Origin of the sequence: Intestinibacillus massiliensis (assembly GCF_900155735.1) — a bacterium.
Classification (GTDB): domain Bacteria; phylum Bacillota; class Clostridia; order Oscillospirales; family Butyricicoccaceae; genus Intestinibacillus; species Intestinibacillus massiliensis.
This window is the reverse complement of sequence record NZ_LT707054.1, coordinates 19,960-45,619: the sequence shown is the minus strand read 5'-3', so window position 1 is coordinate 45,619 and position 25,660 is coordinate 19,960. Positions and strand designations below refer to the sequence as shown.

At 60.8% G+C, this 25,660-nt stretch carries 28 protein-coding genes; 25 read left to right on the top strand and 3 right to left on the bottom strand.

The window, feature by feature from the left end; genetic code table 11:
- Positions 1–181 precede the first annotated feature (181 nt).
- The 12 genes from CZ203_RS04090 (at position 182) to CZ203_RS04035 (ending at position 8,161) form a co-directional block, all read left to right on the top strand.
- Positions 182–1,171, top strand: coding sequence for a transglutaminase-like domain-containing protein (locus CZ203_RS04090; protein WP_235847454.1), 990 nt, complete (start codon positions 182–184; stop codon positions 1,169–1,171).
- Positions 1,172–1,300: 129 nt separating this feature from the next.
- Positions 1,301–2,347 (top strand): type II secretion system F family protein, encoded by a 1,047-nt coding sequence (locus CZ203_RS04085; RefSeq protein WP_087064903.1) that lies wholly within the window; start codon positions 1,301–1,303, stop codon positions 2,345–2,347.
- Between the two features lie 13 nt (positions 2,348–2,360).
- Entirely contained in the window at positions 2,361–2,684 is a 324-nt protein-coding gene (locus CZ203_RS04080; RefSeq protein WP_087064902.1) for a hypothetical protein, read from the top strand.
- Entirely contained in the window at positions 2,685–3,170 is a 486-nt protein-coding gene (locus CZ203_RS04075) for a DUF4860 domain-containing protein (RefSeq protein WP_087064901.1), read from the top strand.
- Positions 3,167–3,544 carry a hypothetical protein gene (locus CZ203_RS04070; protein ID WP_087064900.1) on the top strand — a complete coding sequence of 126 codons (378 nt, stop codon included), beginning with the start codon at positions 3,167–3,169 and terminating at the stop codon, positions 3,542–3,544. The genes CZ203_RS04075 and CZ203_RS04070 overlap by 4 nt, the downstream gene beginning before the upstream one ends.
- Positions 3,541–3,969 (top strand): hypothetical protein, encoded by a 429-nt coding sequence (locus tag CZ203_RS04065; RefSeq protein ID WP_087064899.1) that lies wholly within the window; start codon positions 3,541–3,543, stop codon positions 3,967–3,969. Before CZ203_RS04070 ends, CZ203_RS04065 begins: the two co-directional genes overlap by 4 nt.
- Positions 3,970–3,972: 3 nt before the next feature.
- Entirely contained in the window at positions 3,973–5,037 is a 1,065-nt protein-coding gene (locus tag CZ203_RS04060; RefSeq protein WP_087064898.1) for a type IV pilus twitching motility protein PilT, read from the top strand.
- Positions 5,038–5,150: 113 nt separating this feature from the next.
- A complete protein-coding gene (yajC, locus tag CZ203_RS04055) occupies positions 5,151–5,471 on the top strand; it encodes a preprotein translocase subunit YajC (protein ID WP_227107132.1) in 321 nt (106 codons plus the stop codon).
- A gap of 60 nt (positions 5,472–5,531) precedes the next feature.
- The gene (locus tag CZ203_RS04050; protein WP_087064897.1) at positions 5,532–5,936 is read left to right on the top strand and encodes a TIGR04086 family membrane protein; all 405 of its coding nucleotides are present in this window, start codon (positions 5,532–5,534) and stop codon (positions 5,934–5,936) included.
- A gap of 17 nt (positions 5,937–5,953) precedes the next feature.
- Positions 5,954–6,097: a six-cysteine ranthipeptide SCIFF gene (scfA, locus tag CZ203_RS04045; protein WP_087064896.1), complete on the top strand. Its 144-nt coding sequence runs from the start codon at positions 5,954–5,956 to the stop codon at positions 6,095–6,097.
- A 104-nt stretch (positions 6,098–6,201) separates the two neighbouring features.
- On the top strand, positions 6,202–7,575 hold the full coding sequence (gene scfB, locus CZ203_RS04040) for a thioether cross-link-forming SCIFF peptide maturase (RefSeq protein ID WP_087064895.1): 1,374 nt from the start codon (positions 6,202–6,204) through the stop codon (positions 7,573–7,575).
- A 109-nt stretch (positions 7,576–7,684) separates the two neighbouring features.
- A complete protein-coding gene (locus tag CZ203_RS04035; RefSeq protein WP_159456355.1) occupies positions 7,685–8,161 on the top strand; it encodes an NAD(P)-binding domain-containing protein in 477 nt (158 codons plus the stop codon).
- 178 nt (positions 8,162–8,339) lie between these two features.
- Here CZ203_RS04035 and CZ203_RS04030 read toward each other — a convergent pair whose 3' ends face one another.
- Complete coding sequence (locus tag CZ203_RS04030) at positions 8,340–9,581, bottom strand: 6-phosphofructokinase (protein ID WP_087064893.1); 1,242 nt, start codon at positions 9,579–9,581, stop codon at positions 8,340–8,342.
- A gap of 247 nt (positions 9,582–9,828) precedes the next feature.
- Here CZ203_RS04030 and fba point away from each other — a divergent pair, with 247 nt between their 5' ends.
- Complete coding sequence (fba, locus tag CZ203_RS04025; protein WP_087064892.1) at positions 9,829–10,761, top strand: class II fructose-1,6-bisphosphate aldolase; 933 nt, start codon at positions 9,829–9,831, stop codon at positions 10,759–10,761.
- A 68-nt stretch (positions 10,762–10,829) separates the two neighbouring features.
- Here fba and CZ203_RS04020 read toward each other — a convergent pair whose 3' ends face one another.
- Entirely contained in the window at positions 10,830–11,189 is a 360-nt protein-coding gene (locus tag CZ203_RS04020; protein WP_087064891.1) for an SLOG family protein, read from the bottom strand.
- Positions 11,190–11,465: 276 nt separating this feature from the next.
- Between CZ203_RS04020 and spoIVB the strand changes: the two genes are divergently transcribed.
- The 10 genes from spoIVB (at position 11,466) to CZ203_RS03970 (ending at position 22,896) form a co-directional block, all read left to right on the top strand.
- Positions 11,466–12,500 carry a SpoIVB peptidase gene (spoIVB, locus tag CZ203_RS04015; protein WP_143436119.1) on the top strand — a complete coding sequence of 345 codons (1,035 nt, stop codon included), beginning with the start codon at positions 11,466–11,468 and terminating at the stop codon, positions 12,498–12,500.
- A 191-nt stretch (positions 12,501–12,691) separates the two neighbouring features.
- Positions 12,692–13,465 carry a sporulation transcription factor Spo0A gene (gene spo0A, locus CZ203_RS04010; RefSeq protein ID WP_087064889.1) on the top strand — a complete coding sequence of 258 codons (774 nt, stop codon included), beginning with the start codon at positions 12,692–12,694 and terminating at the stop codon, positions 13,463–13,465.
- 136 nt (positions 13,466–13,601) lie between these two features.
- Complete coding sequence (gene polA, locus CZ203_RS04005) at positions 13,602–16,238, top strand: DNA polymerase I (RefSeq protein WP_087064888.1); 2,637 nt, start codon at positions 13,602–13,604, stop codon at positions 16,236–16,238.
- Positions 16,239–16,362: 124 nt separating this feature from the next.
- Positions 16,363–16,800: a low molecular weight protein arginine phosphatase gene (locus tag CZ203_RS04000; protein ID WP_087064887.1), complete on the top strand. Its 438-nt coding sequence runs from the start codon at positions 16,363–16,365 to the stop codon at positions 16,798–16,800.
- Positions 16,797–17,243, top strand: coding sequence for a ribosomal protein S18-alanine N-acetyltransferase (rimI, locus tag CZ203_RS03995; RefSeq protein WP_087064886.1), 447 nt, complete (start codon positions 16,797–16,799; stop codon positions 17,241–17,243). Before CZ203_RS04000 ends, rimI begins: the two co-directional genes overlap by 4 nt.
- A gap of 3 nt (positions 17,244–17,246) precedes the next feature.
- A complete protein-coding gene (locus tag CZ203_RS03990; RefSeq protein WP_087064885.1) occupies positions 17,247–17,717 on the top strand; it encodes a GNAT family N-acetyltransferase in 471 nt (156 codons plus the stop codon).
- Positions 17,718–17,800: 83 nt separating this feature from the next.
- Positions 17,801–18,853, top strand: coding sequence for a tRNA (adenosine(37)-N6)-threonylcarbamoyltransferase complex transferase subunit TsaD (gene tsaD, locus CZ203_RS03985; RefSeq protein ID WP_087064884.1), 1,053 nt, complete (start codon positions 17,801–17,803; stop codon positions 18,851–18,853).
- A gap of 177 nt (positions 18,854–19,030) precedes the next feature.
- Positions 19,031–20,953 carry an aconitate hydratase gene (locus CZ203_RS03980; RefSeq protein WP_087064883.1) on the top strand — a complete coding sequence of 641 codons (1,923 nt, stop codon included), beginning with the start codon at positions 19,031–19,033 and terminating at the stop codon, positions 20,951–20,953.
- A gap of 93 nt (positions 20,954–21,046) precedes the next feature.
- Positions 21,047–22,207, top strand: a complete 1,161-nt coding sequence (locus CZ203_RS03975; protein WP_087064882.1) for an isocitrate/isopropylmalate family dehydrogenase — start codon at positions 21,047–21,049, stop codon at positions 22,205–22,207.
- A 41-nt stretch (positions 22,208–22,248) separates the two neighbouring features.
- Entirely contained in the window at positions 22,249–22,896 is a 648-nt protein-coding gene (locus CZ203_RS03970; protein WP_087064881.1) for a redox-sensing transcriptional repressor Rex, read from the top strand.
- Between the two features lie 50 nt (positions 22,897–22,946).
- Here the strand turns inward: CZ203_RS03970 and CZ203_RS03965 are convergent, their stop codons facing one another.
- A complete protein-coding gene (locus CZ203_RS03965) occupies positions 22,947–23,999 on the bottom strand; it encodes a DUF4397 domain-containing protein (RefSeq protein WP_087064880.1) in 1,053 nt (350 codons plus the stop codon).
- Positions 24,000–24,115: 116 nt separating this feature from the next.
- Here CZ203_RS03965 and CZ203_RS03960 point away from each other — a divergent pair, with 116 nt between their 5' ends.
- Both CZ203_RS03960 and CZ203_RS03955 read left to right on the top strand, forming a co-directional pair.
- Complete coding sequence (locus tag CZ203_RS03960; protein ID WP_087064879.1) at positions 24,116–24,742, top strand: formate/nitrite transporter family protein; 627 nt, start codon at positions 24,116–24,118, stop codon at positions 24,740–24,742.
- A 1-nt stretch (position 24,743) separates the two neighbouring features.
- Positions 24,744–25,658 carry an NAD(P)/FAD-dependent oxidoreductase gene (locus tag CZ203_RS03955; protein ID WP_087064878.1) on the top strand — a complete coding sequence of 305 codons (915 nt, stop codon included), beginning with the start codon at positions 24,744–24,746 and terminating at the stop codon, positions 25,656–25,658.
- The last annotated feature ends 2 nt before the right edge of the window (positions 25,659–25,660 follow it).

Genomic DNA, 25,660 nt, shown 5'->3' with positions numbered 1-25,660 from the left:
ATTATGACACAAAGTATTTACAAGGTCAATGCGTTTGGCAGGGGATTACAAAACGGGGCAGGGAAAATTTACTGATTTGGTAAGGTTACATATTTACTTTCAGAGAAAAATGAAGTATAATCTATGAAACTGGAGAAGTATTAGTAAATGAGCTTTTAGCATACAGAAAGGTGTGATTGGTATGATGCATATGCAGAGGGGCCTGGCGCTCCTGCTGGCCGGCGTCATGCTTTCAGGCGCGCTCGCCGGCTGTTCCGCATCGGATGCAGCGGCGCAGGCGCAGCCGGAAGGGACGGGTCAGGTCGTTACGCTCGATGATATGGAACTGGATATGACCCCGCTGGCGGATACGCCCGCGCTGTCCACGGTGCTGTCGCCTGTGGCTTCGGGGGCTTTGGTCGCGGCAGTGACGCAGTCTGACATCGATTATTCCAACACCAAGGACGGCTACGTGATGGCGCGCTGGCTTGGCGGCGGCACCACTAAGATCAAGGTGCAGGTCACGGGGCCGAGCGGCACCACCTATACCTACGACCTGAACACGGCGGGCACATATGAGACGTTCCCGCTGTCGGATGGCAATGGCAGCTACAAGGTCACCGTCCTGCGCAACACCTCGGGCAACAAGTACGCCGTAATACAGTCGGTCAAGGTCGACGTCAAGCTGGCGGACGAATTTGCCCCGTTCCTGCGCCCGAACCAGTATGTAAACTTCACGAAGGACAGCAAGACGGTCGCAAAGGCCGCGGAACTGACCGCGGGCAAGTCCGACGAGCTGGAGAAGGTCGCCGCGGTCTACAACTTCGTCGTCACCAATATTTCGTACGACAAGGACCTGGCGGCCACCGTCCAGAGCGGCTACCTGCCCAATGTGGACGCGGTGCTGGCCAAGAAAAAGGGCATCTGCTTCGACTATGCCGCGATCATGACTGCGATGCTGCGCAGCCAGAACGTGCCGACCAAACTGGTCGTCGGCTATACGGGCAACGTGTACCACGCCTGGATCAACGTCTATTCCAAGGAAAAGGGCTGGATTGACGGCGTGATCAGCTTTGACGGCAAGCAGTGGAAGCTGATGGATCCGACGTTTGCGTCCTCCTCCAAGCAGAGCAGCGAAATCATGAAGTACATCGGCAACGGTTCGAATTATCAGGCTAAGTACCTGTATTGAGCGCCGCGTCGTTGAAAAGGATTTTTTGGTATGTTATAATAGGTCTGCATTTAAGAATGCAGGCCTATTATTTTTGCTGCCGGTTTTTTGGCAGGCTGCGTCCGCAGGGACGGGATCAGGGGGTTGCATATGAAAGGAAAACGGATGCAGGACGCAGAGCTTTCGGCGTTCTGCCTGGAACTGCATGAAATCTGGCACGCCGGGCTGCCGCTGGCGGATGGCGTGCGCAGCCTTTGCGACAGGGAGGACGGCCACGACAGCCGCCCCTGGATGGAAGCGCTTTGCGATGCGGCGGACCACGGCGTTTCGCTGTCCGCGGCGCTGCAGCAGACGGGCGCGTTCCCGGCATATATGGTGAACCTTTTGACGCTTGCCGACCGCACGGGGCGGCAGGAAGAGGCGCTGCTCGCGCTGTCCGAGTATTACGAGCGGCGCGACCGGCTGGCAAACAGCGTGCGCAGCGCGGTGCTGTACCCGGCGCTGCTCGTGGTCATCATGCTGCTCGTGGTCGGGGTGCTGGTCACCAAGGTGCTGCCGATCTTTAACGGCGTGTTCGAGCAGCTTGGCACGCGCATGTCCGGCCTTGCGGTCAGCCTGATGCATCTCGGGCAGGCGCTTTCGGGCGCGTCGGCGGCGATTGGGGTGGTGCTGGCCGCGATCGTCGTGCTGGCGCTCGCGGTTTGGCTTGCGCCCCCGCTGCGCAGCCGCGTACAGGCGGCGGGCTCCGCCCTGTTTGGCGGCCGGGGCGTGCTCGGCCGCATCGCATCCGCTAAATTTGCGGCGGCCATGGCCATGGCGACAAAAAGCGGCCTGGATATCGAGGAGGCAACCCATGCCGCGGCGGAAGTGTGCGGCGGCGACGCCCGCACCGACCGGAAGACCGCGCAGTGCATGGAACTGCTCGCCCAGGGGACGCATGTATCGGACGCGCTGCGCCGCAGCGGCCTGCTGCCGCCGCGCATCTGCCGCATGGTGGGGCTGGGCGAGCGCACCGGCTCCCAGGCGGATATTTTTGCCGAGGTGGCGCGCCGCAGCGAGCAGGCGGTCGACGACGAACTGGACCGTATCATCGGCTGGATCGAGCCGGCGCTCGTCATCCTGACGGCGCTTGTCGTCGGCGTGGTGCTGCTATCGGTCATGCTGCCGCTGCTCAGTATCATGTCCTCCATCGGCTGAGAAAGGGAAGCGCATGAAACGCAGGAAAAACAGGAAGGACGCCGCGCTGCTTGGCGTCATGGCCGCGCTGTTTGCGCTTGTGCTTGTGTTTATGCACGCGGGCGTGCAAGACGCCGGCCGCGTGGCGGACGAAGAGGGGCTGCGGATCGCCGAGCAAAGCATCCGCCGCGCCGCGGTAAGCTGCTATGCGGCGGAGGGGCGATACCCGCCCAGCTATGCGTATATCCGGACGCATTACGGCGTACAGGTGGACGAGGGGCGCTACGCTGTGCATTATGAGGTGTTCGCATCCAATCTGATGCCGGATATCACCGTTTTGGAAAGGACGGGGACGTAAGTGGGTGCAAAGCAAAACAGCCATTCCGTGGGCGGCGTTGTGGTGCTGCTGGTCTGCTGCGTATTTGCGGCCAGCGTGCTGCTGGCGCTGGCGTTCGGCGCGCGGATTTACCGCAGTGTCGAGGACCGCACGGAATCGGGGTACAACAGCCGTGTCGGCCTGTCCTATATCTCCACGAAGATCCACGCCTACGATCTGGCGGGCACGGTCTCGGTCGGCGATTTTGACGGCCTCAGCGCCCTGTATTTGGCGGAAGAAGCGGACGGCGAGCGGTATTATACGATCCTTTACGCGGCGGACGGCTGGCTCTATGAGCTTTACTGCCAGGACGGCGTGGAACTCGCACCGGACGACGGGGAGAAGCTGCTCGAAATGGGCGCGCTGGCCTTTTCACTCGAGGGGGATACCGTGCGCGCCGTGGTGACGGACGCGCAGGGGCATTCCGCTTCCATGGAAACCTTTTTGCGCAGCGGAGGTGCGGCATGAAGCAGACAAAACGCTCCGGCGCGAGCCTGTTCCTGATCGAGCTGCTGCTCGGGCTATTGGTCTTCGCGGTGGCCGCCGCAATTTGCATCCGCATTTTTGCGGGCGCTTATCAGATATCAGCGCAGACCACCGCGCTCAGCCATGCGGTCACAATCGCCCGGAACACGGCGGAGGCCGTGCGCGCCGGGCATGAAGCGCCCCAGGCGGGCTACGACGCGCAGGGCATGCCGACGGACGGCGACGCGGCATACCGCGTAACCCTGTCGGAAACGCCGTGCAGCGACGGCCTGGCCGAGGTACAGGTCGCGGTGACGGACGCGGCCGGCAACGAGCTTTACCGTGTTACGGCCGTCAAGGGGGAGGGGGAGCCATGAGCAGAAGGACGCCGCGTATCGGCATGGGGACGGCTTCCCTGGTCGTGATTTTTGCCGTTTTAAGCCTGACGGTCTTTTCGCTGCTCACGCTGATGACCGCGCGGAACGACCGTGCGCTTGCGCAGCGCACGGCGGATTCGGTGCAGTCGTATTATGCGGCCGACACCCAGGCCGCCCATATCCGCAAAGCGGTGGAGCAGGCCGCGCGGGCGGGGGCGCTTCCATCCGAAATCGACGGGGTCTCGCTCGAAGCCGCGGGCGGCGAGGTGCGCTATGCCTGCCCGATGGGCGAAGGGATGGCGCTCCGCGTTACGCTGGCACTGTCGCCGGACGGCGCTACCACGGTGCGCGCGTGGCAGGCGGCCGCCGACGAAGCGTGGCAGGCGGATACGACGATCCAGGTCTGGGACGGGGAAGGAGAATAAAACATGGGCGAAATCGGGCAGTTTTTGAGCGCCGCGGTCGAAGGCGGCGCGTCCGATATATTTATTATTTCCGGGCTTCCGGTTTCCTTTAAGGCGGAGGGTGAAATCCACCCGGTCGGCGAGGAGAAAATCATGCCGGACAAGGCGAACATGCTGGTGCGCGAGCTGTATGAGCTTGCGGGGCGCGACATTTCGCATTTCCTGGAGACCGGCGACGACGACTATTCGCTGTCCGTCAAGGGTCTTTCGCGCTTCCGTGTATGCGCCTACCGGCAGCGCGGATCCATGGCCGCGGTCATCCGAACGATCGCGTTCGGCCTGCCCGACCGGCACGCGCTCGGCCTGCCGGACGAGGTGATCAAGGTCGCCCGCAAAACGCAGGGCATGGTGCTCGTCACGGGGCCTGCGGGCAGCGGCAAGTCCACGACGCTCGCCACCATTACAAATGAGATCAACCACACCCGTTCCGCGCATATCATCACGATCGAGGATCCGATCGAATACCTGCACCGCAACGACAAGAGCGTCATCAGCCAGCGCGAGGTGCGCACGGACACCGAGAGCTATGTCACCGCGCTGCGCGCCTCGCTGCGCCAGGCGCCGGACGTCATCCTGCTCGGCGAGATGCGTGACCTCGAAACCATCAAGACGGCCATGACTGCGGCGGAGACCGGCCATTTGGTGCTGGCCACGCTGCATACGATCGGCGCGGCAAATTCGGTGGACCGTATTATCGACGTTTTCCCGCCGGAACAGCAGCAGCAGATCCGCGTGCAGCTCTCCATGGTGCTGCAATCGGTCATCACGCAGCAGCTGATCCCGACGGTGAACGGCGGCCTGACGCCCGCATTCGAGATCATGCACGTCAACAACGCGATCCGGAACATGATCCGCGATTCCAAGGTGCACCAGATCGATACGGTCATCCAGACCTCTGCGGCGGAGGGCATGGTCAGCCTGGACAACTCCCTGCTCAGCCTGTGCCGGGAGGGCAAGATCGCCCCGCAGATGGCGGTGCGGTACGCCGTCAACCAGGAGCAGATGGAGCGCCGCCTGCGGCAATGGTGACGCCCATACCCAAAAGTGCGGGGCACGTTGCAATAAAAGACTTGTATTTTGTATATTTGTCCATTATAATAAAAGTATTCATGCGATAAAGCATAACTAGGAGGTTATCAAACATGCAAATGCCACAGGCGGGTGAGTACGGCAAGATCCTGATGCAGTTTCTGCCGATCGTCCTGCTCATCGTCGTATTCTATTTCCTGCTGATCCGTCCGCAGAAGAAGCGCGACAGGGCGGAAAAGGAAATGCGTAATTCCATTTCGGTTGGTGATGAGATTTCTACCATCGGCGGTATTATCGGCCGCGTCGTCACGATCAAGGAGGATGTGTTCGTCCTGGAGACCAGCGGCGACCGTTCCAAGATCAAGATGTACCGTTGGGCGATCCGCGGCAAGGAACAGGCCGAAGCGCCGGCGGAAAAGCTGGAGAATTCGTAATAATTTCCCCGTGGCCGAATAGATTGGAACCAAAGATCATTCGGGCAGGAGGAGGAAATTATGAAAAAGGCTGAAAACGCAGCGCCCATTAGCGCGGTCCTGGGGTTTCCCATATTGGCCGGCCTGGTGCTGACCCTGCTACTCATGCTGGCCGGCGCGCTGGCGGTGTATGGGGGGAAGGTCAGCGGCGACCTGATCCCGCAGGCGTCCCTGGCGGCGCTCGGGGTAGGGGGCTTTGTCGCGGCGCTGCTTGCAGCCCGCCGCGCAGGCAGGAGCAGGCTCCTCTGGGGGCTTGCGGCCGGCGGCATCCTTTTCCTTTGTCTGTTGCTGCTGAGCCTGGTGTGGATCGGGGAACCGGTGCGGCTCCCACGCGTCCTGCTGGTGTTCGGCGTGACATTAGTTGCGGCCTGCGCGGGCAGTATTACTGGCGCAAGCCTCAAAAAATCCAAGCGTAAGAAAAAATAGCAAGGGAGGAAACCCGAATGAAGCACATTAAGACCCTGACTTCCGCAACCTTGAAGCAGACTGCGGCCCATGGCGGCTGCGGCGAGTGCCAGACCTCTTGCCAGTCCGCTTGCAAGACTTCCTGCACCGTTGCGAACCAGAAGTGCGAGCACAGCAAGTAATCCTTGCTGACAAAATGAAAAAGCTGCGGGGCGTGCTGGTTTGACGGCGCGCCCCGCCGTTTTGCTACGATAAAAAATCAACGGGAAGACGGAGAAAAATTACTATGATCCATCGATATTCAATGAAAGGCCTCAACTTCGTCCTGGACGTCAACAGCGGCGCGGTGCATGTGCTGGACGATATCTCCTACGCGGTGTCGGAATTCCTGATGCCGGAGATGGGGGAGGGCTGCCCGGAGGCAATTTTTGCGGCGCTGCCGCAGTATGCGCGCGAAGAGGTCGCGGACGCCTATGCGGAGCTCTACGCGCTCAAGCAGGCGGGGCAGCTGTTTGCGGACGACGACTATATCGACGTCAGCAAATATGTGCCGGTGGGCGCGCCCGTCAAGGCGCTGTGCCTGCACGTCGCGCACGACTGCAACCTGCGCTGTAAATACTGCTTCGCGTCAACCGGCGACTTCGGCACCGGCCGCAAGATCATGCCGTTCGAGGTCGCCAAGAAAGCCATTGACTTTGTCATCGAGCGCTCGGGCGCGCGCCGCAATATCGAGGTGGACTTCTTCGGCGGCGAGCCGCTGATGGCGTTCGATACGGTGAAAAAGACCGTGGAATACGCGCGCTCCATCGAAGGGGCGCACGGCAAGAAGTTCCGATTCACCATCACGACGAACGGCGTGCTGCTGGACGAGGACGCGCGCCGCTACATCAATGAAAATATGGACAACGTCGTCCTTTCCATCGACGGCCGCCCCGAGGTCAACGACGGGATGCGCAAGACGGTCAACGGCCAGGGCAGCTACGACGTGATCGTGCCCAAGTTCAAAAAGCTGATTGAAGCGCGCGACCCGGCGCGCGACTACTATGCGCGCGGCACCTTTACCGCCAAAAACCTGGACTTTGCCAACGACGTCTTGCATATCGCCAACGAAGGCTTTGACCGCCTCTCCGTCGAGCCGGTGGCGAGCGAGCCGGGCAGCGGCTACGATCTGACGGAAGCGGACCTGCCCAAAATCTTTGCAGAGTATGACCGGCTGGTCGATATCATGCTGGAAAAGCGCAGGAAGGGCGAGGGCTTTTCGTTCTTCCACTTCATGGTCGACCTCGACCAGGGGCCGTGCGTGATCAAGCGCCTGCGCGGCTGCGGCGCGGGCTACGAGTATGTGGCCGTTACGCCGGAGGGCGACATTTACCCGTGCCACCAGTTTGTCGGGCGCGAGGGCTACCGGCAGGGAAGCGTCATGGACGGCAGCTTCGATATGGAAATCTCCAAAAAATTCGCGGCGCAAAATATCTATACCCGCGAAAAGTGCCGCGACTGCTGGGCGAAGTTCTACTGTTCCGGCGGCTGCAGCGCGGCAAACGACGAGATGAACCATAACCTGAACGAGCCTTATGCGCTGGGCTGTGAAATGGAGCGCAAACGCCTGGAATGTGCAATTTACCTGAAAGCCGCGGAGATGGACGAGAGCGATTCGTAAAACCATATAAATCGTGAGGTTTTCACAAAAAATGGTTGCTATTTTTGGCGCTCTTGCTGTATACTAAAGTTGCAGAATGTTGGTTTCTAAAACAGAAAGGGTGAAAAATATGCCACATAGCATCCATGTTGGATTTCTTGGCGTGAATGACTTTGCCCACGAGCTGATCCAGGCCATAATCGACAAGGGGGTCATCCCCGAAAAAAATATATATGTATCCGATGCCAGCCCGTCGAGCTGCGCACAATATGAAGGGCGCGCAATCTCGGTCTTCAAGGACGATATGACGACCCTTATCAAGGCCGAACTGGTGATCATCACGGCGCCGCGCCGCGAGTTCGGCACGGTGCTCGCGCCGATCTGCGCGCTGACGCGCGGCAAGATCATCGTCGCAATGACCGAAGGCATCGACTGTAACTTTGTGCTCGACCGAGTCACCAAGGGCACCTATGTCGTATCGGCCGCACCGCACCAGAACGACGCGGGCAAATGGGAAACATCGTTGGAGTATTCCGCGGGCTTCCCGGAATATATGAAGGCCGCCTGTATTGATATCGTGGGCAGCATCTGCAAACCAGGCCAATAAGGCTATGAAAAAAACCTGTGCGCAAACGCAGGGCGATAAAACGGGGGAGGCGCCGCATCGCGGCAGCCTCCCCCGTTTCCCATAGCGGTTTGTCGCTATGCGCACATCCGCGCAAACAAAAACAGGCTGCGGTTTGCATACCGCAGCCTGTTTGCTGTTACACTAGGATAGCCGGAACTTACGCCTCGGCCTTGACCTTCTTGAGCTTTGCGAAGCGCGGCAGGCCGTTTTCCTTCGGGCCGTTGTTCTCGCCGTTGATGAGCGGCATTGCGTATTCGACAAACTGCTCGGTTACGCCGTTGCCTTCCTCGTTGATCCACTCGCGCGGAACCTTCTTCTCGGTGTTTGCAACTTCGGAAAGCGGCAACAGCTCGATTTCGCACTTGTAGCCGTTTGCGTCGCGGGTACACTTGAAGCCCGGCATAAAGTCGGTCTTGCCGGCGACAGCGTTTTCAACCGCAGCCTTACCAGCCATATAGGACTCGTCGACGTCGGTCTTGGAAGCGCAGTGCGCCGCGCAGCGCTGCAGCAGGGACAGCTCGATGCCGCGGACCTTGCAGCCCAGCTCGTTCTTGACGGTGTCCGCCAGCATCACGGCGAGGCCGCCGAGCTGCGCATGGCCGAAGCCGTCGGTCGCGGAGGTCTTGGCCTCGGAAACGAAAGAGCCGTCCGCATAGTGGATGCCCTCGGAAACGGCGACCAGGCAATTGCCCTTTGCGTCGTAAACCTTCTTGACGTCCGCCAGGAACTTCTTCATGTCGAAGTCGGTCTCGGGGAGGTAAATGAGGTCGGGGCCTGCGCCCTGTGCGGTAGCCAGGCCGGCGGCCGCGGTCAGCCAGCCAGCGTGGCGACCCATGATCTCGACGATGCAGACCATGCCGGTGTCATATACGCGGGCGTCCTGGTAAATTTCCATGCAGGAAGTCGCGATATACTTGGCTGCGGAGGAGAAGCCCGGGCAGTGGTCGGTGCCGAACAGGTCGTTATCGATCGTCTTCGGGATGCCCATGACGCGGCACTCGTAGCCGGACTTCATCATGAACTTGGAAACCTTGTTGCAGGTGTCCATGGAGTCGTTGCCGCCGTTGTAGAAGAAGTAGCGGATATCGTACTTCTTGAAGATCTCAAGGATGCGCTTGTAATCGGTGTCGTCGACATCCGGATCAGCCAGCTTGTAGCGGCAGGAACCCAGCGCGGAGGAAGGGGTGTAACGCAGCAGGGCCAGCTCGTCACGGTCCTCCTTGTCGATGTCATACAGCTCGTCGTTCAGCAGGCCCTTGATGCCGTGCGCCATACCGAAAACGCGGGTGATGGACGGGTTGTCCAGCGCAGTTTCCAGCGCGCCCAGCACGGAAGTGTTGATGACCGAAGTCGGGCCGCCCGACTGGCCGATGACGCATGCGCCTTTGAGTTCACTCATAATAAGAAAACCTCCTAATATCTCGTTAAACAGCCTGTTTTTTGGCGTTCACTTTCATTACAAAATGATAACATAGTTTGGGTGCAAAATCAATTTATTTTCTTGTGGTTATCTAAAAATAAACCAAGTTTTACAATTTTGCAACATAATGCTTGATTTTAACGCGGGGCGCTGGTAAAATAGCAATAGCTAGTCCTGAAAGGGATTGAAACCCGATAAATTTTTATTTTGAAAGGGAAGATAGATTATGCCATTAGTATCTACTACCGAGATGTTCAAGAAGGCTTACCACGGCGGTTACGCGGTCGGCGCTTTCAACGTGAACAACATGGAAATTGTCCAGGGGATTACCGAGGCTTGCCAGGAGCAGAAGGCTCCCGTCATCCTGCAGGTTTCCAAGGGCGCGCGCGCTTATGCCAACCACACCTACCTCATCAAGATGGTTGAGGCTGCCGTAATCGAGTGCCCGGATATCCCGATCGCCCTGCACCTTGACCACGGCAACAGCTTCGAGCTGTGCAAGGACTGCATCGACGGCGGCTTCTCCTCCGTTATGTTCGACGGCTCCGCAATGCCGTACGAAGAGAACGTCAAGATCGCGAAGATGGTCGCCGACTATGCGCATGCGCACGGCGTTGTCGTCGAGGCGGAGCTTGGCCAGCTGGCGGGCGTGGAAGACGACGTCTGCGCAGAGGAGCATTCCTACACCGACCCGGCGGTCGTGCAGGACTTCGTCGAGAAGACCGGCGTAGACTCCCTGGCGATTGCAATCGGCACCTCCCACGGCGCTTACAAGTTCAAGCCCGGCCAGAAGCCGCAGCTGCGCTTCGACATCCTGGAAGAGGTTTCCCGCCGCCTGCCGGAGTTCCCGATCGTACTGCACGGCTCCTCTTCCGTCCCGCAGGACATGGTCGCCAAGGTCAACAAGTACGGCGGCGCGATGCCGGACGCCATCGGTATCCCGGAAGAGATGCTGCGTGAGGCTGCCAAGGGCGCGGTCTGCAAGATCAACATCGACTCCGACATCCGTCTGGCGATCACCGCGGCGGTCCGCGAGCACTTTGCGCTGCATCCGGCGGACTTCGATCCCCGCCAGTACCTGAAGCCTGCCCGTCAGGCTGTCAAGGACATGGTCAGCCATAAGCTGGTTGACGTCCTGGGCTGCAACGGCAAGGCGTAAGCAATTTATTTGCAAACAAAAGCGTCCCGCATGTGCGGGACGCTTTTTTGCTGCAATAAAAAAATAAATCATGTATATGCTGTCTGGTTTTTGCATAAAATGACGCGTACAGGTGTATAGGCGCGGATGCATGCGTCGATGACATAAGCCGTGCCGCGCGAGCGGCCGTCCCACAGCGCGAGTACATAATCTGCGCGCAAAACGATCTGTTCGTTGCGTTTCAGCGGCGCGGCACGGCCATATGTGCCGTAATCCGGCCGGATTGTCGTCAGCGGCAGCCGGTTTTCCTCGGCGTAACGCCGGGCGAGCGCATCCGCGCCCTTTGCCCCGCCGGAAATGATTTCGCTTGCGCCGACCGGTACTTTTTCGCACAGCTTGCCATAAAACGCATCGGTAACGCTGCGCGACCCGATAATCGCCACCCGCATGCGGCCACCGCCTCCCGTCAAAAAAATTTGATTTCCTGTTTCCCCCAGTATAACGCGGCGGCGCAGGCGCTGCAATAGGGATTTCCTGTATTGAGAAAGCGCCCAAATCTTCGCCGGTTAGACAAACACTTTCTGCGATAAGCGCAAACCTTCTGTGGCATAGTAAAAAGGGAGGTGAATTGCGCGTGCAAAAAGGAAAACAGTGGGATTGGGTGCGGCGGCTGGGCAGTTCGTTGCTGGCGNCTGTGGCATAGTAAAAAGGGAGGTGAATTGCGCGTGCAAAAAGGAAAACAGTGGGATTGGGTGCGGCGGCTGGGCAGTTCGTTGCTGGCGGCGGCCATATTGGCGGGCAGCGGCTTAACTGCGTATGCGGCGGCACCGGCGGAAGTCATCCCGATCGGGCGGACCGCGGGCATCAAGATGTCGGCGGAAGGGGTAATGGTGGTGCGCCTGAGCGGCGTGCAGACGGCAATCGGCGAGGTGTACCCGGCGAAACAGGCGGGCTTGCATGAGGGCGACCAGATCGTTTCAGCGGACGGCAAGCAGGTGACGTCCAATGAAAGCCTGCAAAAAACGGTGGCGGCCGCTGGCGAAAAGGCGGTTGCCCTACAGGTGCGCAGGGACGGGCAAGCAATGGAAGTCAAGGTAATACCGGTCATGGATACCACAGGGCAATACAAGATCGGCGTAATGGTACGTGACAGCATGGCGGGCATCGGCACCATCACGTATGTCGACCCGGATACCGGCGCGTACGGCTCGCTCGGGCACGGCATCTGTGACATGGACACCGGCGTGCTGCTGCCGCTTGGCAAGGGCAGCGTTATGGAGTCCGCGGTGAGCGGCGTGCAAAAAGGCGAAGCCGGCAAGCCGGGCGAACTCAAGGGCGAGTTTAATTTGCAGCAGGACATGGGTTCGGTTGTGAAGAACACGGACAGCGGCGTTTTTGGCACCTTGACGGACGACAGCTATTATAAGGCGCTTGGGAAAATGCAGGTAGCGGCGGCATCAGAGGTCAAAGCGGGGCCTGCGCAGATCCTGTCCAACATCGAAGGGGAGGAAACCGCCCTTTACGATGTGGAGATCGTCAAGATCTATGACGAAAACGACGACCTGGGGCGCTGCATGATGTTGCATGTGACCGACCCGAAGTTACTGGACAAGACGGGCGGCATCGTCCAGGGCATGAGCGGCAGCCCGCTGATCCAAAATGGCAAATTGGTAGGCGCGGTGACCCATGTTCTGGTAAATGATCCCACGAGGGGTTACGCGATTTTTGTCGAAAAGATGTTAGAAGAGATGGCAAAATAAAAGTTTCAAGCGATTGACTTGTCATTTGAATTGGAAATATGGTAAAATTAATATCATCCTGTCGAAGGGTAGCAAAATTAAAAATAAAAATTTTCCGTGAAACTATTGCTATTTATGGAAGTATATGGTAAATTTATGAAGTCGGTTCGCCCGGCAATTCATAATTTTTTGGAAGGAAAGTGAAAGACATCATGGATCACAGAATTCGCGTACTGATTGCAGATAATGATAAGGATTTTCGCCTCATGCTGAGCGAAACGCTCGAGCAAGCGGAGGGCATTGAAGTAGTGGGGGCTGCAAGCGACGGCAAACAGGCGCTGCAGATGACCCAGGAATTCGCGCCCGACCTGCTGATCACCGAACTGATTTTGCCTGAGATCGATGGTCTGACAGTCGTACGCCGGTTGCAATCCATGGAGAAGCGCCCGGGCGTGTTCGTGATGTCCGCTTTCTGCAATCAGGAAATCACGGCTGAATGCTCCGAACTTGGCGTCAATTACTTTCTGCACAAGCCGCTGGAACCGGAAATGCTGATATCCCGCGTCCAGCAGTGGGGCTCGACCAAGAAGACCTTCCTGCACACCGACGCCGGCCGGCTGGACGGCGCGCTGGCGCTCGAGGTCATGGTGACCGACGTGATCCACCAGATCGGCGTCCCGGCGCACATCAAGGGCTATCAGTACCTGCGCGATGCGATCATTATGGCCGTGGGCGATATGGAATCCGTCGGCGCGATCACCAAAATCCTGTATCCTTCCATCGCAAAGAAATACCGTACGACTTCCTCCCGCGTCGAGCGCGCGATCCGCCATGCGATCGAGGTCGCCTGGGATCGCGGCGACCTGGAGACCCTGCAAAGTTTCTTCGGCTATACCGTGTCCAATGCAAAGGGCAAGCCCACCAACAGCGAATTTATCTCTATGATCGCCGACCGTCTGCGCCTGCAGATCAAAATCGGGTCATAAGGGTTTTTGCGGAGCGAAAGCTCCGCTCTTTTTTTGCCCTGGGAGGCCTGAACCATGAAATAGGATGGAAATTTGTCCGCAAATGGAGTATACTATATTCTGAGATAAAATTTTTGAATTTATGAGGGTCTAACCGATGAAAATTATGGTGATCGACGGCAACAGCATCCTGAACCGCGCCTTCTATGGCGTCCGGATGCTGACAAACCACGATGGCCTGTTTACAAACGCCATTTACGGTTTCCTTTCCACGTATTTTAAGCTGCAGGAGGACGAGAAGCCCGACCGCACCGTGGTTTGCTTCGACGTACGGGAAAAGACGTTCCGCCACAAGCAATACGAGGGCTATAAGGCGCAGCGCAAGGGCATGCCGGACGAACTTGCCGTGCAGATGCCGGTGCTCAAGGACGTGCTGGACGCGATGGGCGTGACCCGCTGCGAGCTGGCGGGCTACGAGGCGGACGACCTGATCGGCACGATCAGCCGCAAGGCCGGGGAACAGGGCGACGAGTGCGTCGTCGTGACCGGCGACCGGGACAGCCTGCAGCTGATCGGCGGCGGCACGACCGTGCGCCTGGTTTCGACCAGGATGGGGCAGACCACCTATAAGAATTATGATACCGCACTGTTTGAGGAGGAATACGGTTTTGCGCCGCCCCGCCTGATCGACCTCAAGAGCCTGATGGGCGACGCGTCCGACAACATCCCGGGCGTGCCGGGCGTGGGTGAAAAAACCGCGATGGCGCTCCTGCACAGCTTCGGCACGCTGGACGGGGTCTATGCGCACCTGGACGACCCTGCGGTCAAAAAGGGCGTGCGCGCCAAGCTGGAGGCGGGCGAGGAGTCCGCGCGCATGAGTTATATGCTCGCCACGATCGACCGGGATGTGCCGCTGCCGCTTGACGTTTCGGCGCTGCCGGAGGCGTTCGCCGATGCGGAGCGGCTCTATGCCCTGCTGACGCGGCTGGAATTTAAGAGCTTTATTAAAAAAATGGGGCTGGAGGAGAGCGCTTCGCCTGCCGCCGCGCAAGTGCAGCGGCAGGTGCTCCCCCTAGATTCGGCGGATGCGGTTTTCGAGCTGCTTGGCAGCCTGCAGGACGGCGGCCCGGCCGCCGCGGTCGTCCCGGTTTCTTGCGCGTCGGCCTGCCTGCTGTGCGGCGGCAAGGCGGCGGTGTTCGCGTCGCCGGACTTCAGCGCGGACGAGTGGCGCGAAATCCTGCGCCGCCTGTTTTCGGGCGCCGTCCCGCTGGTGATGCACGACGCGAAGGAGCTGCTGGCCGCCCTGATGGGCATGGGGCTGTCGCCGGAGGGCGTCGTATTCGATACCTGCCTCGGCGCGTATTTGCTCAACCCGGCGGAAGGCAGTTACGACCTGGAGCGCGTTGCGCTGTCCTACCTGAACACGCAGCTCTCGCCCGCCTCGTTTGAGGACGAGGCGGCGTTTTCCCCGCTTGGCGGCAGGGAGGACGCGGTGGCCGCCATCGTGCGCCATGCGGAGGCGGTCGAAGCGCTTTATCAGGATATCGCGCCCAAAATCGAAGCGCAGGGCATGAAGGGCCTGTATTATGACGTGGAACTGCCGCTGATGACGGTGCTCGCGGATATGCAGCGCATCGGCTGCAAGGCGGACCCGGAGCAGCTCCGGCGGTTTGGCGAGGCGCTCGACGAGCGCGTGGCCGAGCTGACCACGCAGATTTATGAGGACGCGGGCGAGGAGTTCAACATCAACTCCACCAAGGTGCTCGGCGGCATCCTGTTCGACAAGCTCGGGCTGCCCGCGCTCAAAAAGACCAAGACCGGCTATTCGACGAACGCGGACGTGCTGGAGGCGCTGCGCGGCTACCACCCGATCATCGGGAATATCCTGGAGTACCGCCAGCTCACCAAGCTCAAGAGCACATATGTGGACGGCCTGCTCAAGGTCATTGACCCTGCGGACGGCCGCATCCACTCGCATTTCCAGCAGACGGTCACGGCAACCGGCCGCCTGTCCTCGGTCGACCCCAACCTGCAAAATATCCCGGTACGCACAGAGCTGGGACGCGAGTTGCGCCGCATGTTCGTCGCCGAGGATGCGGATACCGTGCTGGTCGACGCGGACTATTCCCAGATCGAGCTGCGCGTGCTCGCGCATATCGCGCAGGACCCGGTGATGATCCAGGCGTTCCGGGAGGGCAGGGACATCCACGCGACGACCGCGTCGCAGGTGTTCCACGTGCCGCTGGAGGAGGTCACGCCGCAGATGCGTTCCTCCTGCAAGGCGGTGAACTTCGGCATCGTCTACGGGATTTCCGACTTTTCGTTGGCGCAGGATATCGGCGTTTCCCGCCGGGAGGCGGGCGAGTATATCGCCAAATACCTCGACACCTACAGCGGCGTCAAGCGGTATATGGAGGAAACGAAGCAGCACGCCAAGGAAAAGGGCTATGTGGAAACGCTGTTTGGGCGCCGCCGCTACCTGCCGGAGCTGCAGAGCAAGAACTTTAACATCCGCTCCTTTGGCGAGCGCGTGGCGATGAACATGCCGATCCAGGGCACCGCGGCGGACATCATCAAGATCGCCATGGTGCGGATCTGGAAGCGCCTGCGCGCGGAAAACCGCCGCGCGCGCCTCATCCTGCAGGTGCATGACGAACTGATCATCGAAGCGCCGGTGGGGGAACAGGAGGCCGTCACCGCGCTGCTGCGCGAGGAGATGGAGGGCGCGCTGCAAATGGACGCGCCGCTCGTCGCCGAGGCGAAGGCGGGGCACGACTGGTATACGGCGCACTAAGGGCGCGGAGGAGCATCCCCCGTCCGATCCCGCCGCGCGCCTGCCGCGGGCAATTTCCGGGAAAGCGCACGCGGCGGCGTGAGGGATGATAACCATTTTGACATGCTGGATTGGGTGAAGTACAATGGACAAAATTATATTCTTGTGTACGGGCAACACCTGCCGCAGCCCCATGTGCGTGGGCTTTTTCAAGGCGCGCGGCGGGGAAGCGCGGCTGGGGCTGGAGGCGGAATCCGCCGGGCTGTTCACGTCTGACGGCATCCCGGCGTCGGAAAACGCGGTGATTGCGGCGCGGGAACGCGGCGCGGACCTTTCCGGCCACGCCTCCCGCCAGCTCACGCCGGAACTGGCCGCCGGCGCAAAGTACCTTGTCTGTATGACGGGCGCGCAGTACGACCGCCTGACGGAGCAGTACCCGCAGTTTGCGGATAAGGTGTTTACGCTCGCGCCCACGGATGTGAGCGACCCGTTCGGCGGCAGCCTGACGGTATACCGCCATGCCGCCGAACAGATCGACGAGGCGGTCGGCCGGCTGATCGAAGGGCTGGAAAAGCGCGTATGAAGGCCGTCCGGATGGAGGCGCGCCACCTGCCCGCGCTCGCCGCGCTTGAAGCGGCCTGCTTTTCCGCACCGTGGAGCGAAAACGCCCTGCGCGAGGAACTGGAAAACCCCAACGCCCTCTTTTTGGTGGCGGAAGATGCGGACGGTGCGGTATGCGGCTATATCGGCTGCCAGACCGTGCTGGACGAGGGGTATATTGCAAACGTCGCGGTTTCCCCGGCGCGCCGCCGCCGCGGGGTCGGGCGGCTGCTGGTGGATGCGCTTACGGCGCGCGCGGTACAGGCGGGGCTGGCCTTCCTGACGCTCGAGGTGCGCGTCTCCAACGCGCCCGCGATCGCGCTTTATGAAAAGGCGGGGTTCCGGCCGGTCGGCACGCGCAAGAATTACTATTCGGCGCCCAAGGAGGATGCGCTGCTCATGACTTGTTACATAAAAGAGGCGTAAGGAATGCAAGTGACATTAAAATTTGTGGATATTGGGAATGAAGACCTGAAGCTGCTGGTCGATATGCTGGACGCTTATTTCCAGGCGAGCTGGGGCGATGTGGCGAAAAGCTACGCGCCGCACCACGACCTTGCCGCGATGTCCTGCGCCGTCGTGGCATATGCCGACGGAAAACCCGTGGGCTGCGGCTGCTGGAAGCCCTACGACGCGGTGACGGCGGAGATCAAGCGTATGTTTGTGCTGCCGGATTACCGGCGGGAGCATGTCGCGGCACAGGTCATCCGTGCGCTTGAGCAGCACGCCGCCGCGAGCGGGTGCCATAGGGCCGTGCTGGAAACCGGCGCGGAGATACCGGACGCGATCACCTTTTACGAAAAGCAGGGGTACCGTATGGTGGCCAATTACGGCGCGTTCGTGGACGATAAAATCTGCGTTTGCATGGCAAAGGAGATTTCGGACGGCACCATGCGCTGATATGGCCGCGCGGCGGCGCGGCCGCATATGCTTTGAAAAGACGCTGCAAACCCGAGCGGCAGAATGAAGGGGCAAGGAAAAACATGAGAATATTGGCAATCGAATCGTCCTGCGACGAAACCGCGGCGGCGGTCATCGAGGACGGTCGGAAAATTTTATCGAATATCGTGGACAGCCAGGTCGAAACGCACGCGCTGTACGGCGGCGTGGTGCCGGAGATCGCGTCGCGCGGGCATATGGAGGCGGTCTGCCGCGTGACAAGGCAAGCCCTGGCCGAGGCCGGGATGGGGCAGGGGGCGCTCGACGCGGTCGCCGCGACTTGCGCGCCCGGGCTGATCGGCGCGCTGCTGGTCGGCGCGAATTTTGGCAAGGCGCTGGCCTATGGGCTGGGCAAGCCGTTTATCCCGGTGCACCATATCCGCGGGCATATCGCGGCGAATTACCTCGCGTTCCCGGCGCTGAAGCCGCCGTTTATCACGCTGGTCGCCTCGGGCGGGCACTCGATGATCGTGCGCGTGGACGATTACACCTCGTTCTCCGTGCTGGGCGGCACGCGGGACGACGCGGCGGGCGAGGCCTTTGACAAGGTTGCGCGCGTGCTCGGCGTAGGGTATCCGGGCGGGCCGAAAATCGACAAACTCGCGCAGGGAGGCGACCCCGGGGCGTATAAGCTGCCGTCCTCGCATATCAAGGACGCGCCGCTCGATTTTTCGTTCTCCGGCCTCAAGACCGCGGTGATCAACCTCGCGCACAATGCGGAGCAGAAGGGCGAAACGCTCGACCGGGCGGGGCTTGCGGCCTCGTTCTGCCGTGCGGTGACCGAAACGCTCGTGCCGCGGCTGGAAACCGTGGTGCGGGAGAGCGGCCTGCGCGACGTTTCCTGCGCCGGCGGCGTTGCGGCGAACTCCGTGCTGCGCACAGCGCTGGGACAGATGGCGGCGCGCACGGGGGCTAACCTGTACCTCCCGCCGCTGTCCCTGTGCGGCGACAACGCCGCGATGATCGGCAGCCAGGCTTATTTTGAGTATCTTGCAGGGAATGTTGGAACAACCTTGCAGAATGCTTTTGCCACTGCGGATATCGGCGAAAATATTTGTACAAAAAGCGAGCGAAAACCTCTGGTCAAAAAGCCGTAAATGGAGTAAAATAAAAGAGGTTTTACGACCTCTTTTGTTTATTATTGAACGGGCACGGCGGGTTTTCGCCGTGGAGAAGGCTGTGGAAGCCGCCATAGAAACTGCATCCCAGCAGCATGCAGCATGCAGCGCCGCAAGGCTGCATGACGGTAGAAACACAAGGAGCGATAGAGAAGAATGGGTAAAACGATTGCGGAGAAAATCCTCGCGGCACATTTGGTAGACGGGGAGATGGCTCCCGGCCAGGAAATCGGCCTGCGCATCGACCAGACGCTGACGCAGGACGCTACGGGCACGATGGCGTACTTACAGTTTGAGGCGATGGGCGTCGACCAGGTCAAGACCGAGCGCTCGGTCGCCTACATCGACCACAACACCCTGCAGTCCGGTTTTGAGAACGCGGACGACCATAAGTACATCGGCACGGTAGCCAAGAAGCACGGCATCTACTATTCCAAGGCCGGCAACGGCATCTGCCACCAGGTGCACCTGGAGCGCTTCGGCGCGCCGGGCAAGACGCTGATCGGTTCCGACAGCCACACCCCGACGGGCGGCGGCATCGGTATGCTGGCGTTCGGCGCGGGCGGCCTGGACGTTGCGGTCGCCATGGGCGGCGGCGCGTATTACATCCCCATGCCGAAGATGGTGCGCGTAAACCTCAAGGGCAAGCTCAAGCCCTGGGTATCCGCGAAGGATATTATCCTCGAAGTGCTGCGCCAGATGACCGTCAAGGGCGGCGTGGGCAAGATCATCGAGTACGCCGGCGAGGGCGTGGCGACGCTGTCCGTGCCCGAGCGCGCGACCATCACCAACATGGGCGCGGAGCTCGGCGCGACGACCTCGGTCTTCCCGTCCGACGAAGTGACCAAGGCGTTCCTCGAGGCGCAGGGGCGCGGCGACGTATGGGTACCGCTTGCGAGCGACCCGGACGCCGCCTACGATGAGGAGCTGTCCGTCGACCTCGACGCGCTGCAGCCGCTCGCGGCCAAGCCGCACATGCCGGATAATGTCGAGGCGGTCGCCTCCATCGGCGGCATCAAGGTCAACCAGGTCTGCATCGGCTCCTGCACCAACTCGTCCTATTACGACATGATGAAGGTCGCGGCGATCCTCAAGGGCAAGCGCGTCCATCCGGACGTTTCCCTGACGATCAGCCCCGGCTCCATGCAGGTGTTTAACATGCTCGCCAAGAACGGCGCGCTGTCCGATATCATCTCGGCGGGCGCGCGTATCCTGGAGTGCGCCTGCGGCCCCTGCATCGGCATGGGCCAGTCCCCGGAATCCGCGGGCGTTTCCCTGCGTACCTTCAACCGCAACTTTGAGGGCCGCAGCGGCACGCAGGACGCGAAGATTTACCTGGTTTCCCCGGAGACCGCGGCGGCGTCCGCCATTGCAGGCGTGCTGACCGACCCGTGCACCCTGGGCGGCATGCCGGAAATCGAGATGCCGGCGCACTTCGACGTCAACGACGATATGATCATCAAGCCGGCGGCAAACCCGGCCGAAGTCGAGGTCGTCCGCGGCCCGAATATCAAGCCCTTCCCACTGGGCGAGGCGCTGGCCGCTTCCTACACGGGCAAGGTCGTGCTCAAGACCGAGGACAATATCACGACCGACCATATCCTGCCCGCGGGCGCAAAGCTGCTGCCGTACCGCTCCAATATCCCGCACTATTCGAACTATTGCTTTATCAACGTCGACCCGAAGTTCCCGGAGCGCTGCCGCGAAAACGGCGGCGGCGTGATCATCGGTGGCGCAAACTACGGCCAGGGTTCCTCCCGTGAGCACGCGGCGCTGGTGCCGCTTTACCTGGGGGTCAAGGCCGTGCTGGCGAAGTCCTTCGCGCGTATCCACAAGGCCAACCTGGTCAATTCCGGCATCCTGCCGCTGACCTTTGCAGACCCGGCGGACTACGACAAGGTCAGCCTGAACGACGTGATTTCCCTGCCGCACGTGCTGGAGGAAATCCGGAACGGCGGCCAGGTCACCGTGACCGCCGGCGGGCGCACGTTCAAGGCAGACTGCGATATTTCCGACCGCCAGCGTGCGGCGCTGCTCGCGGGCGGCACGCTCAACTACGCGAAGGCGCAGGCAAAGTAAAGATCGTACCGGGGCGGCCGGGGCATCCCCGCGCCGTCCCGCCTAGGCAGGTTTTCCTGCCGCAACCACACCAGTTTTACGGAGGGACCATCCATGGAAGCTATTTCCCAGAGCGCAATTGCGCAGTACGAAAAGATCATCCGCAGCCAGCTCGAGCGCGTGCAGCGCATGAAGGAGCAGGGCGATTTTGTAGAGTATGAGAAGCTAGACAAGCTGATTATCGGCGTGTGCGGCGGCGACGGCATCGGCCCGATGATCACCGCGATGGCGGAAAAGGCGCTGCGCGCCATGCTGAAGGACGAGCTGGCCGCGGGCAAGGTCGAGTTCAGGCACATCGACGGCCTGACGATCGAGCGCCGCGCGGAGCTTGGCTGCGCGATCCCGCCCGACACACTGGAGGAGCTCAAGTCCTGCCACGTCATCCTCAAGGGGCCGACCACGACCCCGCGCGCGGGCGACCCGTGGCCGAACGTGGAGTCTGCCAACGTCGCAATGCGTAAGGAGCTCGACCTGTTCGCCAACGTCCGCCCGGTCAAGATCCCGGAAGAGGGCATCGACTGGCGCTTCTTCCGTGAGAACACGGAAGGCGGCTACGCGGTCGGCTCCCAGGGCGTGCAGTATAACGACGACCTGTTTATCGACTTCACGATCGCGACCGCGCAGGGCTGCGACCGCATCGCGCGCCTGGCTTTCGATTACGCCCACAAGACGGGCAAGAAGCGCGTGACCTGCGTAACCAAGGCGAACATCATCAAGACGACCGACGGCAAGTTCCTCAAGACCTGCCAGGAGATCGCGGAAGGTTACCCGGATATCACGTTTGACGACTGGTATATCGATATCATGACAGCCAAGCTGATCGACGAGAAGCGCCGCCGCGATTTCCAGGTCGTCGTGCTGCCGAACCTGTACGGCGATATCATCACTGACGAGGCCGCCGAGATGATGGGCGGCGTCGGCACGGCGGGTTCCGCCAATATCGGCAAGCGCTACGCGATGTTTGAAGCGATCCACGGCTCCGCGCCCCGTATGGTGCAGGAAGGCCGCGCCCAGTACGCCGACCCCTCCTCGATGCTGCGCGCAGCGGTCATGCTGCTCGAGCACATCGGCCAGGTCGGAAAGGCGCAGAAGCTCGAACGCGCGCTGGATCACTGCATGTTCGAGGATAAGAAATTCACCATTACCGGGCGCGACACCGGCGCGACCGCCGAGCAGTTCACGGATTACGTCCTCGAGACGATCGAATCGCTGTAAGGCGGCAAAACCGGGCGCATCCCGCCACAGGAGGCTTGATTTTGGAGAAGAAGAAGGAAGTTTCAAGGGCGGTTGTCCAGCGTATCCCGCGCTATTTCCGGTACATCAGCGAACTGAAGGCAGAGGGCGTACAGCGTATCTCCTCCCGCGCGCTGGCGGAGCGGATGGGGTTGACTGCCTCCCAGATCCGGCAGGATTTCAACTGTTTCGGCGGCTTTGGGCAGCAGGGATACGGGTACAACGTGGAAAAGCTGCATGAGGAGTTGGCCGATATCCTGGGGCTCAACCTGAGCCGCACAGCCGTGCTGGTCGGCGTCGGTAACATCGGCCGCGCGCTGATCAAGAATTTCCGATTTGGGGAATCCGGGTTCCGCCTGCTGTGCGCGTTTGATACGGACAAAACCATTATCGGGACCGAGCCGGGCGGGGTCACGGTACGCGACAGCTCTGAGCTGTACGATTATGTGTCGCAGCACAAGCCGGATATTGCCGTGCTTACCGTGCCGCGCGGCCTTGCGCCGGATATGGCGCGGGAGCTGGTCTCACGCGGCATCAAGGGGCTGTGGAACTTTACCGGCGAGGACCTCCACCTGGAGGGGCTCGGCGTGCCGGTGGAAAATGTGCATTTTTCCGACAGCCTAATGACATTGTGCTATCAGGTCGACGAAGCGGAACAGAATAAGGCGTAAAAAGACGGGGCATCCCTTGGAGGGCGCCCCGTCTTTTTATGTCCGCAAGTTCAGCGGGTTTCGAGTGTTGTGACGAAATAGGGATAATCCGGCGTACCCAGGCCAAGCACATAGGCGGTGTACAGGATGCCCTGCCGGAAGGCCTCGTAGAAGGAGGCGAGCGGCATCAGGTCGCCGTAATCCGGGATGTAATTGTCCCCGACCGGGATAGGCAGGTCTTCGACGGTCTCAATATCCACGTCGGGCGCAAAGGGGAAATACGGGGAGGCGTTCGTCGCGGCCAGGTAAAAACCGTATTCGCCGGGACGCACCCGGCGGAAGGTCGTGGCCTCCCGGAAGCGCACGTCGGAAAAGACGATGCGGCCGTCGTACAGCAGCAGGTCGAGCGGCATATCCGTATAGGAGGTATTGACCATACGGAAGCAGGCCGCGTTGCGCGGCATATTGACGCACCCGTTGTCCTGTACTTCCAGCAGGTCAATACCGTTCCGGGCATTGACGATGACGAGGGTGGTACGCCCGTTTGCGCGGAACGGGATGCTTTTACGCAGCAGGATGGAGCGGGGGGAGCGTGCGCTCATAATCGTGACAGTGCGGAAGCCGTCCGCCACGCGGGCGTAATCGGTCGCTTCGGCATAACGCAGGCCTGGGGCGACCGTGCGGGTACCGACGGAAACCGAATACGGCAGGGTGCCCGTCGCGGCATGCAGGAACCGCACCTGCGCCGTCCCGGTCGGGGGCAGCGGCAGGATGACGCCGGGGAAATTCGGCCGGTCAGGGATGACGGGACCCGGCCCGCCGCCGGGGCAATCCGGCAGGGTTTGGCCGGGGATCACAGGGCCGGGGCCTCCGGTAACCGGGGGGATGATGACAGGCCCGGGACCGCCGGGGAAAAAGCGCTCGGACGGCTCAATAATATCGTTTTGAGCCTCTGTGTCTTCGGCATCCTCCAGGGGGATACGGGGGATAAAGCGCTCGGTCTCCTCCGAGCGGGTGGGGTTGACGTCTGCCTGGTGGGAAGGGGTGCGGGTGGACGGCGTTTGCGGGAGCAGCATGTCCGTCCGGTATTCCGGTTCGCGGTTATATGCAGAAAAGTCGTTCATTGGAAAAGTGGGCTCCTTTCTCAGTCTTGCCCTATCCTATGCCGCCCGGTTGCCGGTGGTGCATGCATAGCGCGTGCCCGCGCGGGGAAATGTAAGAAGGGAAAGGGGGCGGCGAAATGCTCTTTGTACGGCAATTGGTTTCGGCGTGGCTGTCCGGCATCCTGGTCGGGATCGGCGGCACCGCGCTGTTTTCCACCGACCAGCCCTTCATCGGGTCGTTCCTGTTCACGTTTGGGCTGTTTTTTATCCTGATGTACCGGCTGCACCTGTATACCGGCAAGGTCGGCTACCTGCTGGGGAGCAAGCGGGCGTTTATGCTGGAGGTCCTGGTGACCTGGGTGGGGAACTGGCTCGGCACGTTTGCCGTGGCGCGGCTGATCCGGCTGACGCGCCTGACCGGCGTGGTGGCGCGGGCGCAGGAACTGGTCGGGGTCAAGATGGCGGATTCGGCATGCAGCCTGCTTGTCCTGGCGTTCTTCTGCGGGATGCTGATGTACCTTGCCGTGCACACCTACCGTGTGGCGCCCAACGCGGCCATGCAGGTGTTTGCCATTTTCCTGCCCGTGCTGGTCTTCGCGGGGATCGGTTTTGAACACTGCATTGCAAACATGTATTTTTTCAGCCTGGCGGGCGCATGGACGGCCAAAAAGTGGGCCTATTTGCTGCTGATCACGCTGGGCAATACCCTGGGCGGCCTGTTCCTGCCCGTCATGAGGAAATTTATTTTAAAGGAGCTGGACTGATATGGAACACAAGACGCAGCTTTTGGTAGTCGGCGCGGGGGCGGCAGGCCTTACGGCGGCGCTCTACGCGCGGCGCGCGGGGATGGACGTGATCGTCCTGGGACGCGCGCCTTACGGCGGGCAGATCGCGGAGACCGCGATGATTGAAAATTATCCGGCGCTGCCGCTGACGGACGGCTACACGTTTGCAAGCGCGCTGTACCAGCAGGCCGCGTCCCTGGGCGCAAAACTGATTTCGGCGGAGGTGACCGGCGTATTGGCTTTGTCCGCACAGCAAAGGACGCTGCAAACGGCGGACGGCAGCAAATACACGGGGGAAAAGCTGGTTTTGGCCGTGGGGGCAAAGCGCAGAAAGCTGGGATGCCCGGGGGAGGAACGTCTGCTCGGCAGCGGCGTATCATACTGCGCATCGTGCGACGGGGCGTTTTTCAGAGGGAAAACCGTGGCGGTGGTCGGCGGGGGGAATACCGCGCTCGAAGACGCGCTGACGCTGTCCGCGCTGTGCGAGCGGGTGTACCTGATCCACCGGCGGGACGCCTTCCGCGGTGAAAAATACCTGGAGGAGGCGGTGCACAAAAAGCAGAACATCCAGCCCATCCTGCAGGAAGAGGTCGCGGAGATCGAAGGGGCGCAGCATGTCGAGGCGGTGCGGCTGAAGAACCGCAAGGAAGTGCTGGCCGTGGACGGCGTATTCGTCGCAGTCGGGCAGGAGCCGGACACGGCGCTGTTCCGTGCGTTCGTAAACTGCGATGGGGGCGGGTATTTCATCGCCGGGGAGGACTGTAAAACCAACCTGCCGGGCGTCTTTGCGGCGGGGGATTGCCGCACCAAGCTGCTCCGCCAAATCGTGACCGCGGCGGCGGACGGCGCGGTCGCAGCGTTTTCCGCGTCGCAGGAAGTACAAAGCGGTATGTAAGA

Coding starts and splice junctions, on each gene's coding strand:
- CZ203_RS03955 (WP_087064878.1), top strand. CDS start 24,744: ATGGAACACAAGACGCAGCTTTTGGTAGTCGGCGCGGGGGCGGCAGGC.
- CZ203_RS04090 (WP_235847454.1), top strand. CDS start 182: ATGATGCATATGCAGAGGGGCCTGGCGCTCCTGCTGGCCGGCGTCATG.
- CZ203_RS03965 (WP_087064880.1), bottom strand. CDS start 23,999: ATGAACGACTTTTCTGCATATAACCGCGAACCGGAATACCGGACGGAC.
- scfA (WP_087064896.1), top strand. CDS start 5,954: ATGAAGCACATTAAGACCCTGACTTCCGCAACCTTGAAGCAGACTGCG.
- CZ203_RS03990 (WP_087064885.1), top strand. CDS start 17,247: ATGCAAGTGACATTAAAATTTGTGGATATTGGGAATGAAGACCTGAAG.
- CZ203_RS04080 (WP_087064902.1), top strand. CDS start 2,361: ATGAAACGCAGGAAAAACAGGAAGGACGCCGCGCTGCTTGGCGTCATG.
- yajC (WP_227107132.1), top strand. CDS start 5,151: ATGCAAATGCCACAGGCGGGTGAGTACGGCAAGATCCTGATGCAGTTT.
- polA (WP_087064888.1), top strand. CDS start 13,602: ATGAAAATTATGGTGATCGACGGCAACAGCATCCTGAACCGCGCCTTC.
- CZ203_RS04000 (WP_087064887.1), top strand. CDS start 16,363: ATGGACAAAATTATATTCTTGTGTACGGGCAACACCTGCCGCAGCCCC.
- CZ203_RS03960 (WP_087064879.1), top strand. CDS start 24,116: ATGCTCTTTGTACGGCAATTGGTTTCGGCGTGGCTGTCCGGCATCCTG.
- CZ203_RS04035 (WP_159456355.1), top strand. CDS start 7,685: ATGCCACATAGCATCCATGTTGGATTTCTTGGCGTGAATGACTTTGCC.
- CZ203_RS04050 (WP_087064897.1), top strand. CDS start 5,532: ATGAAAAAGGCTGAAAACGCAGCGCCCATTAGCGCGGTCCTGGGGTTT.
- CZ203_RS04085 (WP_087064903.1), top strand. CDS start 1,301: ATGAAAGGAAAACGGATGCAGGACGCAGAGCTTTCGGCGTTCTGCCTG.
- CZ203_RS04065 (WP_087064899.1), top strand. CDS start 3,541: ATGAGCAGAAGGACGCCGCGTATCGGCATGGGGACGGCTTCCCTGGTC.
- spo0A (WP_087064889.1), top strand. CDS start 12,692: ATGGATCACAGAATTCGCGTACTGATTGCAGATAATGATAAGGATTTT.
- fba (WP_087064892.1), top strand. CDS start 9,829: ATGCCATTAGTATCTACTACCGAGATGTTCAAGAAGGCTTACCACGGC.
- CZ203_RS04020 (WP_087064891.1), bottom strand. CDS start 11,189: ATGCGGGTGGCGATTATCGGGTCGCGCAGCGTTACCGATGCGTTTTAT.
- rimI (WP_087064886.1), top strand. CDS start 16,797: ATGAAGGCCGTCCGGATGGAGGCGCGCCACCTGCCCGCGCTCGCCGCG.
- scfB (WP_087064895.1), top strand. CDS start 6,202: ATGATCCATCGATATTCAATGAAAGGCCTCAACTTCGTCCTGGACGTC.
- CZ203_RS04060 (WP_087064898.1), top strand. CDS start 3,973: ATGGGCGAAATCGGGCAGTTTTTGAGCGCCGCGGTCGAAGGCGGCGCG.
- tsaD (WP_087064884.1), top strand. CDS start 17,801: ATGAGAATATTGGCAATCGAATCGTCCTGCGACGAAACCGCGGCGGCG.
- CZ203_RS03980 (WP_087064883.1), top strand. CDS start 19,031: ATGGGTAAAACGATTGCGGAGAAAATCCTCGCGGCACATTTGGTAGAC.
- CZ203_RS04030 (WP_087064893.1), bottom strand. CDS start 9,581: ATGAGTGAACTCAAAGGCGCATGCGTCATCGGCCAGTCGGGCGGCCCG.
- CZ203_RS03975 (WP_087064882.1), top strand. CDS start 21,047: ATGGAAGCTATTTCCCAGAGCGCAATTGCGCAGTACGAAAAGATCATC.
- CZ203_RS04070 (WP_087064900.1), top strand. CDS start 3,167: ATGAAGCAGACAAAACGCTCCGGCGCGAGCCTGTTCCTGATCGAGCTG.